At 70.1% G+C, this 17,331-nt stretch carries 14 protein-coding genes; 10 read left to right on the top strand and 4 right to left on the bottom strand.

The annotated features are described in order from the left end of the window. Positions 1–35: 35 nt before the first annotated feature. From J5Y09_RS03625 to J5Y09_RS03590, 8 genes are all read left to right on the top strand, one after another. Positions 36–1,280 carry an ABC transporter substrate-binding protein gene (locus J5Y09_RS03625; RefSeq protein ID WP_209350374.1) on the top strand — a complete coding sequence of 415 codons (1,245 nt, stop codon included), beginning with the start codon at positions 36–38 and terminating at the stop codon, positions 1,278–1,280. Between the two features lie 40 nt (positions 1,281–1,320). Continuing rightward, on the top strand, positions 1,321–2,547 hold the full coding sequence (locus tag J5Y09_RS03620) for an ABC transporter substrate-binding protein (protein WP_209350373.1): 1,227 nt from the start codon (positions 1,321–1,323) through the stop codon (positions 2,545–2,547). A gap of 40 nt (positions 2,548–2,587) precedes the next feature. Then, positions 2,588–3,814 carry an ABC transporter substrate-binding protein gene (locus J5Y09_RS03615; RefSeq protein ID WP_209350372.1) on the top strand — a complete coding sequence of 409 codons (1,227 nt, stop codon included), beginning with the start codon at positions 2,588–2,590 and terminating at the stop codon, positions 3,812–3,814. A 54-nt stretch (positions 3,815–3,868) separates the two neighbouring features. After that, positions 3,869–5,116 (top strand): ABC transporter substrate-binding protein, encoded by a 1,248-nt coding sequence (locus J5Y09_RS03610; protein WP_209350371.1) that lies wholly within the window; start codon positions 3,869–3,871, stop codon positions 5,114–5,116. Positions 5,117–5,192: 76 nt separating this feature from the next. Continuing rightward, positions 5,193–6,413 (top strand): ABC transporter substrate-binding protein, encoded by a 1,221-nt coding sequence (locus tag J5Y09_RS03605; RefSeq protein WP_209350370.1) that lies wholly within the window; start codon positions 5,193–5,195, stop codon positions 6,411–6,413. Between the two features lie 17 nt (positions 6,414–6,430). Beyond that, the gene (locus tag J5Y09_RS03600; RefSeq protein ID WP_209350369.1) at positions 6,431–7,327 is read left to right on the top strand and encodes a branched-chain amino acid ABC transporter permease; all 897 of its coding nucleotides are present in this window, start codon (positions 6,431–6,433) and stop codon (positions 7,325–7,327) included. Positions 7,328–7,331: 4 nt separating this feature from the next. Further along, positions 7,332–8,318, top strand: coding sequence for a branched-chain amino acid ABC transporter permease (locus J5Y09_RS03595; protein WP_209350368.1), 987 nt, complete (start codon positions 7,332–7,334; stop codon positions 8,316–8,318). A 133-nt stretch (positions 8,319–8,451) separates the two neighbouring features. After that, positions 8,452–9,762 carry an NtaA/DmoA family FMN-dependent monooxygenase gene (locus J5Y09_RS03590; RefSeq protein WP_209350367.1) on the top strand — a complete coding sequence of 437 codons (1,311 nt, stop codon included), beginning with the start codon at positions 8,452–8,454 and terminating at the stop codon, positions 9,760–9,762. Positions 9,763–9,858: 96 nt separating this feature from the next. Here J5Y09_RS03590 and J5Y09_RS03585 read toward each other — a convergent pair whose 3' ends face one another. The 4 genes from J5Y09_RS03585 to J5Y09_RS03570 all read right to left on the bottom strand — a co-directional run bounded on the left by J5Y09_RS03585 (position 9,859) and on the right by J5Y09_RS03570 (position 14,063). Further along, entirely contained in the window at positions 9,859–12,117 is a 2,259-nt protein-coding gene (locus J5Y09_RS03585) for a xanthine dehydrogenase family protein molybdopterin-binding subunit (protein ID WP_209350366.1), read from the bottom strand. Further along, positions 12,114–12,596 carry a (2Fe-2S)-binding protein gene (locus J5Y09_RS03580; protein WP_209350365.1) on the bottom strand — a complete coding sequence of 161 codons (483 nt, stop codon included), beginning with the start codon at positions 12,594–12,596 and terminating at the stop codon, positions 12,114–12,116. Before J5Y09_RS03580 ends, J5Y09_RS03585 begins: the two co-directional genes overlap by 4 nt. A gap of 4 nt (positions 12,597–12,600) precedes the next feature. Then, positions 12,601–13,470 carry an FAD binding domain-containing protein gene (locus tag J5Y09_RS03575; RefSeq protein ID WP_245216792.1) on the bottom strand — a complete coding sequence of 290 codons (870 nt, stop codon included), beginning with the start codon at positions 13,468–13,470 and terminating at the stop codon, positions 12,601–12,603. 119 nt (positions 13,471–13,589) lie between these two features. After that, positions 13,590–14,063, bottom strand: a complete 474-nt coding sequence (locus J5Y09_RS03570; protein ID WP_209350364.1) for an Lrp/AsnC family transcriptional regulator — start codon at positions 14,061–14,063, stop codon at positions 13,590–13,592. A gap of 115 nt (positions 14,064–14,178) precedes the next feature. Between J5Y09_RS03570 and hppD the strand changes: the two genes are divergently transcribed. Together hppD and J5Y09_RS03560 are read left to right on the top strand one after the other, a co-directional pair. Continuing rightward, positions 14,179–15,279 (top strand): 4-hydroxyphenylpyruvate dioxygenase, encoded by a 1,101-nt coding sequence (gene hppD / locus J5Y09_RS03565; RefSeq protein WP_209350363.1) that lies wholly within the window; start codon positions 14,179–14,181, stop codon positions 15,277–15,279. 72 nt (positions 15,280–15,351) lie between these two features. After that, the gene (locus J5Y09_RS03560) at positions 15,352–17,331 is read left to right on the top strand and encodes a methyl-accepting chemotaxis protein (RefSeq protein WP_209350362.1); all 1,980 of its coding nucleotides are present in this window, start codon (positions 15,352–15,354) and stop codon (positions 17,329–17,331) included.

Genomic DNA, 17,331 nt, shown 5'->3' with positions numbered 1-17,331 from the left:
AAGGCCCCGGCGCGCAACAGGGAGAGAACGAGACCATGATCGAGACCAACAGGCGTAGCTTCATCGCCGGGGCCGTGGCGCTGCCACTCGCAGGTGGGCTCGTCGCCCCGCGCGGCGCGCGCGCCCAGGCGGCGAACACCATCAAGGTCGGCGTGCTGACCGACCTGTCGGGCACCTTCCGCGACCTGAACGGCCCGAACACGATCGCCGCGACGCGGCTCGCGATCCAGGAATTCAGCAATCGCGGCTTCAACGTCGAGATCGTGACGGCGGACCACCAGAACCGCCCCGATGTCGGCGTGAACCTCGCCCGCCAGTGGTTCGACCGCGACAATGTCGATGTGGTGACGAGCCTCGCCTCATCGGCCGTCGCGCTCGCGATTTCCGAACTCGCGCGGGAGAAGAACAAGGTCGCGATCGCGACCTCGACCGCGACGTCCGACCTGACGGGCCGGGCCTGCAACGCGAACACGATCCAGTGGGTGTACGACACCTACATGCTCGCGAAGGTCGCCGGCCTCGCCATGGTGCGCGCCGGCGGCGACACCTGGTTCTTCCTGACCGCCGACTACGCCTTCGGCCACGCGCTGGAACGCGACACGGCGAATTTCGTGCGCCAGGCCGGCGGGCGCGTGCTCGGCCAGGTGCGCACGCCCTTCCCGGGCACGACCGACTTCAGCAGCTTCCTGCTGCAGGCGCAGGCGAGCCGGGCGAAGGTGATCGGGCTAGCCAACGCCGGCTCCGACACCGTCAACAGCATCAAGCAGGCGGCCGAGTTCGGGCTCACGCGGCGCGGCATCAAGATCGCGTCGCTGCTGATGTTCATCACCGACGTGCATGCCCTCGGGCTGCAGGCCGCGCAGGGCCTCGTCTGCGCCAATACCTTCTACTGGGACGCGAACGACAAGACGCGCGACCTGACGCGCCGCATCCGCGCCATCGCGGGCGGCGACATCCCCGTCGCGATGAGCCACGCGGGCGACTATTCCGGCACGCTGCACTACCTCAAGGCGGTGGCGGACATGGGTGTGGCGGCGGCGAAGGCCGATGGCCGCGCGGTCGTCGCGCGCATGAAGGCGATGCCGACCGAGGACGACGCCTTCGGCCGCGGCACCATCCGCGAGGACGGCCGCAAGATGCATCCGGCCTATCTTTATGAGGTCAAGCGTCCCGAGGAGAGCCGCTACCAGCACGACTACTACAAGCTGCTGCAGACCGTCACGGCGGAGGAGGCCTTCCGGCCGCTCGCCGAAGGCGGCTGCCCGCTGGTGCGCAGCTGAACTGACACGCGACGGCAATCGGAAGAAGGGCACGGACGGCATGACCCAGGCATCTCGGCGCAGCGTACTGGCAGCCGGCGCGGCGCTCGGCATCGCGCCGCTCTCCCGCGCAAGGGCGCAGGCGAACACGATCCGCATCGGCGTGCTGAACGACGGGTCCGGGATGTACCGCGACATTTCCGGCCCGACGGCGGCGGCCTGCGTGCGCCAGGCGGTGGCCGATTTCGGCCCGCGTGGCTTCGCGGTGGAAGTGCTCTACGCCGACCACCAGAACCGCCCCGATGTCGGCTCGAACATCGCGCGGCAGTGGATCGACACGCAGGGCGTGGACGCCATCCTCGACGTCACCACCTCCTCCGTCGCGCTCGCGGTCAACGACATCTGCCGCGAGAAGAACAAGGTCCACATCAACAGCACCGCCGCGACCTCGGACCTGACCGGGGCGCGCTGCACGCCGAACACGGTGCACTGGACCTACGACACCTGGATGCTGGCGCGCTCGACCGGCGGCGCGATGGTGCGCGCGGGCGGGGACAGCTGGTTCTTCATCACCGCCGACTACGCCTTCGGCCACGCGCTGGAACGCGACACCGGCAATTTCGTGCGCCAGGCCGGCGGGCGCGTGCTCGGCCAGGTGCGCACGCCCTTCCCGGGCACGACCGACTTCTCCTCCTTCCTCGTGCAGGCGCAGGCGTCCCGCGCGAAGGTCATCGGATTGGCCAATGCGGGGACGGACACGACGAACTGCATCAAGCAGGCGGCCGAATTCGGCATCACCCGCCGCGGCGTGAAGCTCGCCTCCCTGCTCATGTTCATCAACGACGTCCATTCGCTCGGCCTGCAGACGGCGCAGGGGCTGGTCTGCACGGAAACCTTCTACTGGGACCTGAACGAGGGCACGCGCCGCTTCACCGACCGGGTGCGCAGCGCCATGTCGCCCAACATGCCCGCCATGACGCATGCCGGCTGCTACGCGGGCGTGCTGCACTACCTCAAGGCCGTGCAGGACATGGGCGTCGCCGCGGCGAAGGCCTCCGGGGCGGACGCGGTCGCGCGCATGAAGGGCATGCCGACCGAGGATGACTGCTTCGGCCGCGGTTCCATCCGCGCCGACGGGCGGAAGATCCACCCCTCCTACCTCTTCGAGGTGAAGACGCCGGCCGAGAGCCGCGGGCCCTGGGACTACTACAAGCTGCTGCAGACGACCCCGACCGAGGAAGCCTTCCGCCCCGTGGCGGAGGGCGGCTGCCCGCTGGTGCGCAGCTGACCACGAACGACATAACGAACGAGAGGGAGGAGACAAGCACATGATCCAGGCATCCCGCCGCAGCATCCTCGCCGCCGGTGCGGCACTCGGCGTCGCGCCGCTGTCGCGCGCCCGCGCCCAGGCCAACACCGTGCGCATCGGCGTGCTGACCGACATGTCCGGCACCTATCGCGACAACACCGGCCCGACCTCGGTCGCCGCGACGCGCGAAGCCGCAGCCGAATTCGGCGCGAGCCACGGCTTCGCCGTGGAGGTGATCGAGGCCGACCACCAGAACCGCCCCGATGTGGGATCCAACATCGCGCGGCAATGGTACGACCAGGGCGTGGACCTGATCGTCGATGTGCCGACCTCCTCCGTCGGCCTCGCGGTCAACCAGATCGCGCGGGAGAAGAACAAGGCGTACATCAATGTCGGCTCCGCCACCGCGGACATGACCGGCCCGGCCTGTTCCCCCAACACGATCCACTGGGCCTACGACACCTACATGCTCGCCAAGTCCACGGGCGGGGCGATGGTGCGCGCGGGCGGCGACAGCTGGTTCTTCATCACCGCCGACTACGCCTTCGGCCATGCGCTGGAACGCGACAACGCGGCCTTCGTGCGCGCCGCCGGCGGGCGCGTGCTCGGCCAGGTGCGCACGCCCTTCCCGGGCACGACCGACTTCTCCTCCTTCCTCGTGCAGGCGGCCGCCGCGAGGCCCAAGGTGATCGGGCTGGCGAATGCAGGCGCCGATACGGCGAACTGCGTGAAGCAGGCGGCGGAATTCGGCATCACGCGCCGCGGCATCAAGCTCGCCGCGCTGCTGCTGTTCGTGAACGACGTGCAGGGGATCGGGCTGCAGACGGCGCAGGGCCTCGTCTGCACGGAATCCTTCTACTGGAACATGAACGACAAGACGCGGGCCTGGACGCAGCGCGTCGTGCGCCGCACGCCGACCAACTACCCGAACATGATCCATGCCGGCTGCTATTCGGCGACGCTGCACTTCCTCAAGACCGTCGCGGCGATGGGCGTGGCGGCGGCGAAGGCCTCGGGCGTCGATGTCGTCAACCGCATGAAGGCCGCGCCGAGCGACGACGAGCTGTTCGGCCGCGCCACCATCCGTGCCGATGGCCGCCGCCTGATCCCGTCCTACCTGTTCGAGGTGAAGTCACCCGCGGAGAGCAGCGGGCCCTGGGACTTCTACAAGCTGCTCCAGACGACGCCGGCGGAGGAAGCCTTCCGTCCGCTGGCCGAGGGCAATTGCCCGCTGGTGCGCACCTGATCCAACCGGTCCCGGCCCACGGGCCGGGACGCTTTTCTTGCTAGGGAGAGTTGCATGACCGAGACAACCCGCCGCAGCCTTCTGGCCGCATCCGCCGCCGGCGCGGCCTTCGGTGCGCTGCCTCTGTCGCAGGCGCGTGCCCAGGCCGCCAATACGATCAAGATTGGCGTGCTGAACGACCAGTCCGGCCTCTATCGCGACGTGAACGGGCCGGGCTCGGTGGCGTGCGTTCGCCAGGCGATCGCCGATTTCGGCGCGGCGGCGAAGGGCATCAATGTCGAGGTGCTGGTGGCCGACCACCAGAACCGCCCCGATGTCGGGGTCAACATCTCCCGCCAATGGATCGACCGCGACGGCGTCGACATGATCATCGATGTGCCGACCTCCTCGGTCGCGCTCGCGGTGAACCAGGTGGTGCGGGAGAAGAACAAGGTCTTCATCAACTCCTCCGGCGCGACCTCCGACCTGACGGGGTCCGCCTGCACGCCGAACACGGTGCACTGGACCTACGACACCTACATGCTCGCCAAGTCCACGGGCGGGGCGATGGTGCGCGCGGGCGGCGATACCTGGTTCTTCATCACCGCCGACTACGCCTTCGGCCACGCGCTGGAACGGGACACGGGCAATTTCGTGCGCGCCGCCGGCGGGCGCGTGCTCGGCCAGGTGCGCACGCCCTTCCCGGGCACGACCGACTTCTCCTCCTTCCTCGTGCAGGCGCAGGCGTCGCGCGCGAAGGTCATCGGCCTCGCCAATGCGGGCGGTGACACGATCAACTCCATCAAGCAGGCGGCCGAGTTCGGCATCACCCGCCGCGGCGTGAAGCTCGCCGCGCTGCTGATGTTCATCTCGGACGTGCATGCGCTCGGCCTGCAGACGGCGCAGGGGCTGGTCTGCACCGAGACCTTCTACTGGGACCTGAACGACAAGACGCGCGCCTTCACCCAGCGCGTGCTGCCGAACATGCCCCAGCAGCTGCGCCCCGGCATGGCCCAGGCGGGCTGCTACTCGGGCACGCTGCACTACCTGAAGGCGGTCGCCGACATGGGCGTGGCCGCAGCGCGCGCCTCCGGCGCCGATGCCGTGACGCGCATGAAGGCCATGCCGACCGACGACGACGCCTTCGGCACGGGCTCGATCCGCGCCGATGGCCGCCGCCTCTGCCCCGCCTACCTGCTCGAGGTGAAGGCGCCGGGCGAAAGCCGCGGTGCGTGGGACTACTACAAGCTGCTGCAGACGACCGCGGCGGATGAAGCCTTCCGCCCGCTGTCCGAAGGCGGATGCGCACTGGTCAGGAGCTGACCGGGGAGTGGCGCGCCGCGGCGAGGGGCGGCAACAGCCCCCGCCGCGGCGGCCGCATGACAGGGAGGGAGAGCCCATGCTGAACCGTCGAGGAGTGCTTGCCGCCGGCGCCGCCGGCGCGATGCTGCCCGGGCCGCTCTCGCGCGCCCGCGCCCAGGCGAACACGATCCGCCTCGGCGTGCTTTCGGACATGTCCGGCCCCTATCGCGACGCCACCGGGCCCGGCTGCGTCGTCATGACCCAGGCCGCCGTCGCCGAGTTCGGCGCGCGCGGCTTCAATGTCGAGGTCGTGCAGGCCGACCATCAGAACCGGCCCGATGTCGGCGCCAACATCGCTCGGCAATGGTACGACCAGGGCGTGGATGTGGTGCTCGACGTGCCCACCTCCTCCGTCGCGCTCGCGGTCAACCAGATCGCACGGGAGAAGAACAAGGTCTTCCTCAATTCGGGCGCCGCGACATCGGACCTGACCGGTTCGCAGTGCAGCCCGAACACGGTGCACTGGACCTACGACACCTGGATGCTCGCCAAGGGCACGGGCGCGGCCATCGTGCGCACGGGCGGGGACAGCTGGTTCTTCATCACCGCCGACTACGCCTTCGGCCACGCCCTGCAGCGCGACACGACGCGCTTCGTCGAGGCAGCGGGCGGGCGCGTGCTGGGCGCGGCGCGCTATCCGTTCCCCGCGACCACCGATTTTTCGGCCTTCGTCGTCCAGGCGCAGGCGAGCCGGGCCAAGGTGCTCGGCATGGCCAACGCCTCGACCGACACGGTCAACACCATCAAGGCGGCGCGGGAATTCGGGCTGCATCGCTCGATGAAGCTTGCCGCCCTGCTGATGGGCCTGGTCGACGTGCACGCGCTCGGGCTCGAGAGCGGGCAGGGGCTGCTGCTGACGGAATCCTTCTACTGGGATCTCAACGACCGCACCCGCGCGCTGACCGCCCGCGTCCGCGCGCAGAACCAGGGCCGCCCGCCGGCGATGGTGCAGGCCGGCTGCTACGGCGCGGCGCTGCACTACCTGAAGGCGGTCGCCGACATCGGCGTGGCCGCGGCGAAGGCCGATGGCCGCGCCGCGGTCGCGCGCATGAAGGCCATGCCGACCGATGACGACGCCTTCGGCCCCGGCCGGATCCGGGAAGACGGGCGCAAGCTGCACCCGGTCTTCCTGTTCGAGGTGAAGTCCCCCGCGGAATCCCGCGGCCCATGGGACTACTACAAGGTTGCCGCAACGACCCCGGGGGAGGACGCCTTCCGCCCCCAGGCCGAGGGCGGCTGCGCGCTCGTGCGCTCGTGACAAGGACCTGATCGTCGATGCTCGAATTCCTCGAGTCCATTACCGGCGTCCCGACGCCATTGCTGTTCGGCCAGCTCCTGCTCGGGCTGATCAACGGCGCCTTCTACGCGATGCTCTCGCTCGGCCTCGCGGTGATCTTCGGGCTGCTGAACATCATCAACTTCACCCACGGCGCGCAGTTCATGATGGGCGCCTTCGTCGCCTGGATGCTGCTGAACTGGCTGGGGCTCGGCTATTGGTGGGCGCTGCTGCTGGCACCGCTGATCGTCGGCGCGACGGGGGTGATCATCGAGCGGACGATGATCAGCAGGCTGTACAAGCTCGACCACCTGTACGGCCTGCTGCTGACCTTCGGCATCGGGTTGATGATCGAGGGCGTCTTCCGCAACGAGTTCGGCTCCTCCGGCCTGCCCTATCGCATCCCGGCCGAACTCCAGGGCGCCTGGGACCTCGGCTTCATGTTCATGCCGATCTACCGCGGCTGGGTCGTGCTCTTCGCGCTGATCTGCTGCCTGGCGACCTGGCTCGTCATCGAGAAGACGCGGCTCGGCGCCTATCTCCGCGCCGCGACCGAGAACGCGGCGCTGGTGCAGGCCTTCGGCGTGAACGTGCCGCGGATGATCACGCTGACCTACGGCGCGGGGGTGGCGCTCGCCGCGCTCGCCGGCGTGCTGGCCGCGCCGATCTACTCGGTCAACCCGCAGATGGGTACCAACCTGATCATCGTCGTCTTCGCGGTGGTGGTCATCGGCGGCATGGGCTCGATCCTCGGCTCGGTCCTGACCGGCTTCGGCCTCGGCATCATCGAGGGCCTGACCAAGGTCTACTGGCCCGAGGCATCGGCCACCGTCATCTTCGTCATCATGGCGATCGTGTTGCTCACACGTCCCGCCGGCCTGTTCGGGAGGGCCTGAAGCCATGGCATCCGAAACCACCGCCGGCACCATCGCGCCCGCCACGAGCGCCGACGGGGTCTGGGGCTTCAGCCGGGCGCAGCTCGCCGCGCTCGGCGTGCTGATCGCCTTCCTCGCGATCGCGCCCTTCTTCCTCTACCCCGTCTTCCTGATGAAGCTGCTCTGCTTCGCGCTGTTCGCCTGCGCCTTCAACCTGCTGATCGGCTATGTCGGGCTGCTGTCCTTCGGCCACGCCGCCTATTTCGGCATGGGGGGCTACATCGCCGGCTACACGGCCAAGGCCTATGGCATCTCGCCGGAGATCGCGGTCCTCGCCGGTGCCGCGGTCGCGGGCATCCAGGGCTGGGTCTTCGGCTGGATCGCCATCCGACGGCAGGGCATCTACTTCGCCATGATCACGCTGGCCATGGCGCAGATGGTCTACTTCTTCTGCGTCCAGGCGCCCTTCACGGGCGGCGAGGACGGCATCCAGGCGATCCCGCGCGGCAGCCTCTTCGGCTCGATCAGCCTCGCCTCCGACATGACCATGTACTGGTTCGTCGCGGCCGTCTTCCTGATCGGCTTCCTCCTCGTCCACCGCATCATCCACTCGCCCTACGGGCAGGTGCTGAAGGCGATCCGGGAGAACGAGCCGCGCGCCACCTCGCTCGGCTACCGGACGGACGACTACAAGCTCGTCGCCTTCATCCTGTCCGCGACGCTCGCCGGTGTCGCCGGCGGCGTGAAGTCGCTCGTCTTCGGCATCGCCACGCTGACCGACGTGCACTGGTCCATGTCGGGCGAAGTGGTGCTGATGACGCTGGTCGGCGGCCTCGGCACGGTCTTCGGGCCGGTCGTGGGCGCGGCCGTCATCGTCACCATGCAGAACTACCTGGCCGAGATGGGCGCCTGGGTCACCGTGATCCAGGGCGCGATCTTCGTCGCCGTGGTGCTCGCCTTCCGGCGCGGCATCGTGGGCGAGATCGCCCATGCGCTGCGGGTGAAGCTGTAGGAAGGTCGGGGGAGGGGAACCTCCCCCGATCCCCCTCCCTTTTCTGGCCTTTGGGAACTGACTGCCGAGGGGTGCGCTTTACGGGGGCGCCGCGTCTTGCAACGCTGCAGCGCTGCAGCGTGGCGGGGCGAGCATGGCGGGCAAGGCGTTTCACCTCGGATGGTTCCTCCAGGGATCCTCGGTGCAGGCCTGGGGGGAACCCTGGACCGGCAACATCGGCACCGAATGGATGGTGCCGGACTTCTTCATCGAGATGACGCGCAACCTCGAGCGCGCCTGCTTCGACTACGTGCTACTCGAGGATTCCTCCTACATCGGCGAAAGCTACGGCGGGTCGCGGGAGATCTACCTCCATCACGGGCTTTCCGTGCCGCGGCAGGATCCGTCCGTCGTCGCGGCCCTGCTTGCCCAGGCGACGAAGCATATCGGCATCGTCGCGACCTTCGGCACCTTCGCCTATCCGCCCTACCTCCTCGCGCGCCTCGTCGCGACGCTGGACCAGGTCTCCTCCGGGCGGATCGGCTGGAACGCGGTGACCGGATCGTCGGACTACGCGGCGCGGAATTTCGGCCTGGACGGCATGCCGCCGCACGACACGCGCTACGACATCGCCGACGAGTACATGGAGGTGGTGCGCAAGCTCTGGGGATCCTGGGAACCCGGCGCGATCGTCGCGGACCGGGAACGCGGAATCCTCGTGGACCACACCAAGGTCCACGCGATCGACCACCATGGGACGCATTTCAAGGTCCGCGGGCCGCTCAATTCAGGCCCCTGCGTGCAGGGGCAGCCGGTCATCGCGCAGGCCGGCGGGTCGCCGCGCGGGCGGCAATTCGCCGCGACCCATGCCGACACCATCGTCGCGATGGTCAAGGGCACGGCGGGGATGAAGGCCTATCGCGACGACGTCCGCGCGCGCATGGCGGCACAGGGCAGGGACCCCGACCGCTGCATGGTGCTGTTCCTCGTCTCCCCGGTCCTGGGCGATACCGACGAGGAGGCCCGGGCGAAGCATCGGCGGAAGCTCGCGACGACCGAGGACCAGATCGCCAAGCGGCTCGCGCACCTGTCCAAGATCACCAACCTCGATTTCGGCGCGCTGCCGCTCGACAAGCCGCTCGGCAGCCTGACCACCAACGGGCACCAGCAATCGCTCGATGAGTTCCTCAAGAAGGCCGGCAACAAGACGCTGCGGGAGGCGGCCGAGATCTACTCGGATGCCGGTTCCATCCCGCTCATCGGCACGCCCGCGCAGGTGGCCGAGCAGATGGGCGCGGCGATGGAGGAGATCGGCGGCGACGGCTTCCTGCTCTCGACCAATGACACCTCGCGGCGCGTCATCGCCGAGATCTGCGACGGGCTCGTGCCGGAACTCCAGCGCCGCGGCCTGGCGCGCCGCGCCTACAGCCACGCGATGTTCCGCGACAACCTGCTGGACTTCTGACGGGGCGCACGAAAAAGGCGCTGGCGCCGCGGCTCGGCACCAGCGCCCGGGATCGTGGCGCGCGGCGGGGCAGGGCGCCCCGCCGCGGCCTTCGCCTCAGTTCGCCTCGTCCATCCGCGCGCTGACGCGCGGGGGAGACATGGGCAGCGCGTAGAAGCGCTTGCCCAGCGCGTCATGTACCGCGTTCGCGATAGCAGCGAGCGGCGGGACGATCGGCGCCTCGCCCACGCCGCGCACGCCCTGCGGGTGCTTCGGGTTCGGGATCTCGAGCATCAGCGCCTCGATCATCGGAACGTCCGAGCAGACCGGCATCCGGTAGTCGAGGAAGCTCGCGTTATCGACGCGGCCCTTGCTGTCGTAGAGGTATTCCTCCGACAGAGCCCAGCCGATGCCCTGCACCACGCCGCCCTGGATCTGGCCTTCGACATAGCCCGGGTGCAGCGCACGGCCGACATCCTGCGCCGCCGTGTAGCGCAGCACCCGCACGATGCCGAGGTCGACGTCGACCTCGACGTCGACGCAATGCGTCGCGAAGCCGGGGTCCGCGCCCGTCGTGTTGAGCTGGGTCTGGTTGCCGATCGGCCCGCCCATCTCGTTCGCCTTGGCGGCGAGTTCCTTGAGGCTGAGCGGGGGGAACTTGCCGGCATTGTCGCCGGCGGGCAGGGCCATGCCGTCCTCCCACTTCACCGCCTCGGCCTCGATCCCCCAGATCTTCGCCGCCCGTTCCTTGAGCTGGCCGATCACCTTCTCGCTCGCGGCGGTCGCCACCATGGCGGACGCGAAGGTGACGCGGCTGCCGCCCGTCAGGTTCGAGAAGCCGATCGTCTGGGTGTCGCCGATCATGACGTTGACGCGGCCATGATCCACGCCGAGCAGCTCGGCGACGACGTTGGCGATGGAGGCGCGGCTGCCGCCGACATCCGGATGCCCGGTCGTCACCAGGACGTTGCCGTCCTCGGTGATGTTCACCTGCACGCTGCTCTCGCCGCCGGCATTGTACCAGAAGCCGGAGGCGACGCCGCGGCCGCGCTTGACGCCCGGGCGCGGGTTCTTGTCGAGCGGCGCGCGGTAATGCGGGTGGTGCTTGATGGACTCCACCGTCTCCTTGAACGTCACGGCGCCGAAGGTCGGGCCATAGATCGCCTTGTCGCCGGCCTTGGCGCTGTTCTTCAGCCGCATCTCCAGCGGGTCGAGGCCGAGCGCCTGCGCGATCTCGTCGATCACGCATTCGGCGGCGAACGCGCCGTGCGGCGCGCCGGGCGCGCGATAGGCCGCGACCTTGGAGCGGTTGGAGACCACGTCGTAGCCCACCGACAGCACGTTCGGGATGGCATAGGCGGCGAAGGAGCAGCCCACCGGCCCGCGCAGCGGCGAGCCCGGCAGCCCGCCGGCCTGCAGGTAGAAGGTGCCCTGCGCCGCGACGATGGTGCCGTCCTTCTTCGCGCCGATCTTGACGGTGGAAAGCGAGCCCGGCGCCGGGCCGGTCGCGCGCTGCACTTCCTCCCGCGTCATGACCATCTTCACCGGGCGGCCGGACTTCTTCGACAGCATCACCGCGACGGGTTCGAGGTAGACGATCGTCTTGGCGCCGAAGCCGCCGCCGATCTCGGCCGGGATCGCGCGGATGTTGCTCTGCGGGATGCCCGTGAGCAGCGAGGTCATCGCCCGGACCATGAACTGGCCCTGGGAGGACGACCAGATCGTCACCCGCCCGTCCGCCGCGTAGGACACGGTGCAGGCATGCGGCTCGATGTAGCCCTGGTGCACCGGGCGCGTGGTGAAGGTGCGCTCGACGACGATGTCGGCCTCGGCGAAGCCCTTCTCGATGTCGCCGGCCTTGAGCACCATGGTCCCGGCGATGTTCGACGGCTTGCCCTCGAACTGGTTCCATTCATGCAGGATCGGCGCGTCGGGCTTGATCGCGTCCTCGATCTCGATGACGTGGGGCAGGACCTCGTAGTCCACCTCGATCAGGGAGCAGGCATGCGCCGCGACTTCCTCGCTGATCGCGGCGACGGCGGCGACCGGGTGGCCATGGAACAGCGCCTTTTCGCGCGCCATCACGTTGCGGCACATCCAGCGCATGTCCTGGATGCCGAGCATGACGGACTTGTCGAGCGGGAACTCGACGATGTCCTTCGCGGTCACCACCGCCTTCACGCCGGGCAGGGCCTCGGCCTTGCTCGTGTCGATGCCGCGGATGCGCGCATGGGCATGCGGGCTGCGCAGCAGCTTGCCCCACACCATGCCGGGCATGGTCGTGTCGGCGCTGTACTGCGCGCGCCCGGTCACCTTGTCGGCGCCGTCGGGGCGGATCGTGCGCTGGCCGATCCACTTGTTCGTCATGTCGTTCATCGCGCGGCCTCCCTCATTTCAGCGGCCGTCTCCAGGACGGCGCGGACGATCTTGTCGTAGCCCGTGCAGCGGCAGAGGTTCCCGGCCAGGCCGAAGCGCACCTCCTCCTCCGTCGGGTCGGGGTTCTTCTCGAGCAGCGCGCGGGAGGCCATCAGCACTCCCGGCGTGCAGATGCCGCACTGGAGCGCGGCCATCTCGAGGAACTTCCGCTGCAGCGGGTGCAGCTCGTCGCCCTGCGCCATGCCCTCGATCGTGCCGATCTCATGGCCTTCGGCTTCGACGGCGAGCATCAGGCAGGCGCAGACGAGGCGCCCGTCGACGGTGATCGAGCAGGCCCCGCAATCCCCGGTGCCGCAGCCTTCCTTCGTGCCGGTCAGGCCGAGCGGCCCGCGCAGCGCATCGAGCATGGAGGCGGACGGGTCGCAGAGGAACTCGACCGGTTCCCCGTTGATCGTCGTGGTGACGTGAAGCTTCGACATGCCCTCAGTTCCCCCCCGCGCGCGCCGCGGCGATCGCCGCCGTGCGCTTCAGCAGCACGCCCGCCACCTTGATCCGGTAGGCGATCGTGCCGCGCTTGTCGTTGATCGGCTTGCAGGCGGCGCGGCAGGCGGCCGCCGCCGCTTCCAGCGCCGCGTCATCCAGCCGCGAGCCGATGAGTGCCTTCGCCGCGTCCTCGACCAGCAGCACGGTCGGCGCGACCGCGCCGAGCCCGACGCGCGCCGCCGTCACGACGCCGCCCGCCATGGTCAGGTTAACGCCGCAGCCGACCACCGCGATGTCCATCTCGGTGCGCGGGATCATGCGCAGATAGGCATCGCCCGACCCCTTCGGCCGCGCCGGCAGGGTGAAGGAGACCACGATCTCGCCAGGCGCCAGGTTGGTGCGGCCGGGCCCGGCGGGCACGGCTTCCACCGGCATCTCCCGCCGCCCGCCCGGGCCCTGCACCGTCACCACCGCGCCCGCGGCGATCATCGCCGGCACGCTGTCGCCGGCCGGCGAGCCGTTGCACAGGTTCCCGCCGGGGGAGGCGCGGCCCTGCACCTGCTTCGAGCCGATCAGGTTGATCGCCTCCAGCACGCCCGGCCAGGCGCGGCCGAAGCGGGGATGCTCGGACAGCACGGCGCCCGGCACGGCGGCGCCGATGCGGATGCGCCCGTCGGGCAGTTCCTCGATCGCCGTCATCTCGGCGATCTTCTTGATGTCGATGATGGTCCCGGGCTTCACCACGCCGTTGCGCATCTGCACCAGCAGGTCGGTTCCGCCCGCCAGGATGCGCGCCGCGCCGGATGCCGCGGCGAAGGCGCCGACCGCTTCCTCCAGCGTGCTCGGCGCCACGTATCTGATGTCTGTCATGCCTGCTCCCCACCCCATGGCCTGCGTTCGTCCGCGGCCCGCCCCCGCAGCGGGGGCATCCTGATTCTCGACGGCCGAACGCTACGGCGGCCCGGCGCGCGACGATAGTCCCCCCGGGGTCAGACCGGCACCCCCGCCGGGGGCTTGACGGTGCGCAGCACGAAGGCGCTGCGGGTGTCCTTCACGCCGGGCAGCCGGAGCAGCCGCCGCGTGGCGAATTCCCCGTAATCCTCCAGGTCCCGCGCCAGGACCTGGATCAGGTAGTCGGTCTCCCCGCTCATCGCCCAGGCGGCCAGCACCTCCGGCATGCGCCCGAGCGCGGCGTGGAAGGCCTCGACCGTCTCCTCGGCGCGGGAGGACAGGCTGACCTGCACGAAGGCGGTCAGGCCGAGGCCGAGCCGCGCCGCATCCACCCGGGCGCCATAGCCGGCGATGATGCCGGCCTCCTCCAACCGCTTCAGGCGCCGCTGGCAGGGGGTGGGGGACAAGCCCACGCGCTCGGCCAGCGCGACGAGGCTCGCCCGCCCGTCCCGCTGGACCTCCCGCAGCAGCTTCCTGTCGATCGCGTCCAGCTCGATGATGGAATCAGCCATGCTTGGGCTCCTGGGCGCGGGAATCCACCAAAGATAGCTCGTCCGGCGCGCTACTTCGCGGAAATCCCTCCTCGCCGCGCCGCGATCCTGCGCGGGAACGCATCAGGAGGCTTCCATGGACATCCCGCCCGACCGCACCCCCGTCGCCGGCACCGTCTGCGAGGCCAACCCGATGGGCACCGACGGCTTCGAATTCGTCGAGTTCACCGGGCCCGACACCGCCGCCCTCGAAGCCACCTTCGCCGCCATGGGCTTCGCCCCCGTCGCGCGGCACCGCTCCAAGGACGCCACGCTGTGGCGGCAGGGGGAGGTGAACTTCGTCCTGAACGGCGAGCCGACCTCCTTCGCGCAGGGCTTCGCCCGGGTGCACGGCCCGTCCTGCTGCGCCATCGCCTTCCGCGTCGCGGACGCCGCGGCGGCCTTCGACCGGGCGGTCAGCCTCGGTGCCCGGCCCTTCCATGGCCGCGTGGGCCCGATGGAACTGAACATCCCGGCCATCGAGGGGATCGGCGGCAGCCTGATCTACCTGGTCGACCGCTACGGCCCGCGCGGGAACATCTGGGACGTCGACTTCCGCCCGATCCCGGGCGCCGATCCGAACCCGCGCGGCGCGGGCCTGACCGTGATCGACCACCTGACGCACAACGTCCATCGCGGCCGGATGGACGCCTGGGCGGGCTTCTACGAACGGCTCTTCAACTTCCGCGAGATCCGCTACTTTGACATCGAGGGCAAGCTGACGGGCCTGAAGTCCAAGGCCATGACCAGCCCCTGCGGCCAGATCCGCATCCCGATCAACGAGAGCGCCGACGACCGCAGCCAGATCGAGGAATACCTCCGCGCCTACAACGGCGAGGGCATCCAGCACATCGCCATGGGCACCGCCGACATCCATGGCAGCGTCGAGGCGCTGCGCGGCCAGGGCGTGCGGTTCCTCGACACGCCGGACACCTACTACGAACTGCTGCCCCAGCGCCTGCCCGGCACGGGGGAGGACATGGCGCGGCTGGCCGCCAACCGCATCCTGATGGATGGCTCGCCTTCCGGCGGGCGGCTGCTGCAGATCTTCACCGGTACCGTCATCGGCCCGATCTTCTTCGAACTCATCCAGCGCAAGGGCGACCAGGGCTTCGGGGAGGGCAATTTCCGCGCCCTGTTCGAGAGCATCGAGCTCGACCAGGTGCGGCGCGGGGTGCTGGCGCCGCCCGCAGCCTGATCTCGTCGCGGCGAAACCGCCGCTTAACCGGATTTCCCGACAATGTCGGCAAATGTCGTCGGGAACCCCGTGATGGGACGCTGGCTCGGATCGATCGCGGCGCGCGTCTACGCGCTCGTTGGCTTTCTCGCCCTGCTCGCCGTGGGCGGCGGCGTGCTCGCGCATTCCGCCCTGCGCGACTACGGAAACGACGTCGCGCATGTGGGGCGACTGCAGGAACGCGCCTATCTCGCCCAGCGGATCGATGCCGGCGTCTATGCCGTGGTGATGGAGAGCCGCGGGCTCTACATGGCGAAGAACCGCGCGGAATCCGAACGCTTCGCCGCGGGGCTCCGCCGCCACCTGGCCGATATCCGGCGCGACGCGGACCGCCTTGCAACCATCGCCCAGGGCGTCGAGACCGTGCCGCCGCTGCTGGCGGCGCTGGCGGACTTCATTCGCTTCCGCAGCGAACTCGCGCGCATCGGCGTCGAGCAGGGCGCGCCCGCCGCCGACGCGATGGGCAACAACGCCGACAACCGCGCGAACCGCACGCGGGTGAACCAGGCGCTTTCCGCCGCCGCGTCCGGCTTCAGCGCCGAGGCTGAGGCCGCCGCGCAGGACATCATCGCCACCGGCGAACGTCTCGCGACCCTGTTGCTGGCCGCCATGGTCGGCGGCGCCGTGCTGGCCGGGCTGATCGCCCTCTGGCTCGTGCGCGCGGGCATCGGCCAGCCGATCGGCCGGCTGACGCGGGCGATGCAGGGCCTAGCCGCTGGCGCGACCGACATCGCGCTGCCCGACGCGTCCCGCCGCGACGAGATCGGCGGCATGGCCCGCGCGCTCGACGTGTTCCGCCGCAACGCCGAGGAGAACAAGGCGCTGCGTATCGCGCAGGAGGAAGCGCGGGATGCCGCGGTGGCCGAACGCGTCGCGGCGCTGCGCGCCATGGCCGACCGGCTGGAGGCCGAGACGCGCCGGAGCCTCGACCAGATCGCCGCGCGGATCGCGGACATGGCCGCGGAGGCGGATGCGATGGCCGACGGCGCCGCGACCGCCGCGGCCGGCAGCGACGCCCTCGTCGGCGGCGCACGGGCGACGCTCGACCATTCCGCGGGCAGCGCCGCGGCCGCCGAGCAGATGTCGGCCTCCATCCGCGAGATCACCGGCCGGGTCGAGGAAGCCGCCGCCGCCACGCGCCGCGCCGTCGCGGGCGCGGAGGACGGCAACCGCGCCATTGCCGGGCTGCAGCAATCGGTAGAACGGATCGGGGAGGTCGCGCGGCTGATCTCCGACATCGCCTCCCGCACCAATCTCCTCGCGCTGAACGCGACGATCGAGGCCGCGCGCGCGGGGGAGGCCGGCAAGGGTTTCGCCGTGGTCGCGGGGGAAGTGAAGTCCCTCGCCAACCAGACCGCGAGCAGCACGGCCGAGATCGCCCGGCAGATCGAGGCGGTGGTCGGCGCGACCGAGCAGGCCGTGCGCGCGGTGGGCGGGATCGCGACCACCGTGCAGCATGTCGACGGGGCGGCGATGGCCATCGCCCAGGTCATGGCCCAGCAGAGCAGCGCGACGAGCGAGATCTCCCGCGCCGCGGCCGGCGCGGCCGATGCGGCGCGCGACATGAGCGGCCGCAGCAGCGCCCTGAGCGGCATGACGCGCGACGTCGAGACTCGCGCGGCCGCCCTGAGGCAGGCGGCGCGCGACGCGGACGCGGCCATGGGCGACCTGCGCGGGACCCTGATCCGCCTCGTGCGGGAATCGACCGCGGAGGTGGACCGCCGCCAGCATCCGCGCGTCGCCGCCGATGCCACGGCCATCATCGAGGCCAACGGCGCTCGCCACGCGGTGCGGCTCGTCAATGTCTCGGAAGGGGGCGCCGCGGTCGCCGGCGGCCCGCCGCAGGCCGTAGGCACCCCGGTCGGCCTCGCCGTCCAGGGGCATCGGGCGCTGCCCGCGATCGTCGTCGCGACGGAAGGCGATCTGGTGCGCCTGCGTTTCGAGGATGCGGCTTCGGGACGAAGCCTGCTCGCCGCGCTGGACGGAAAGGCGGCAGGGCTGCGAGCCGCTTAG

It is taken from the genome of Roseomonas nitratireducens, assembly GCF_017813355.1.
GTDB lineage: Bacteria > Pseudomonadota > Alphaproteobacteria > Acetobacterales > Acetobacteraceae > Neoroseomonas > Neoroseomonas nitratireducens.
The sequence above is the reverse complement of the archived record's forward strand: the minus strand, read 5'-3'. Positions and strand labels throughout refer to the sequence as shown.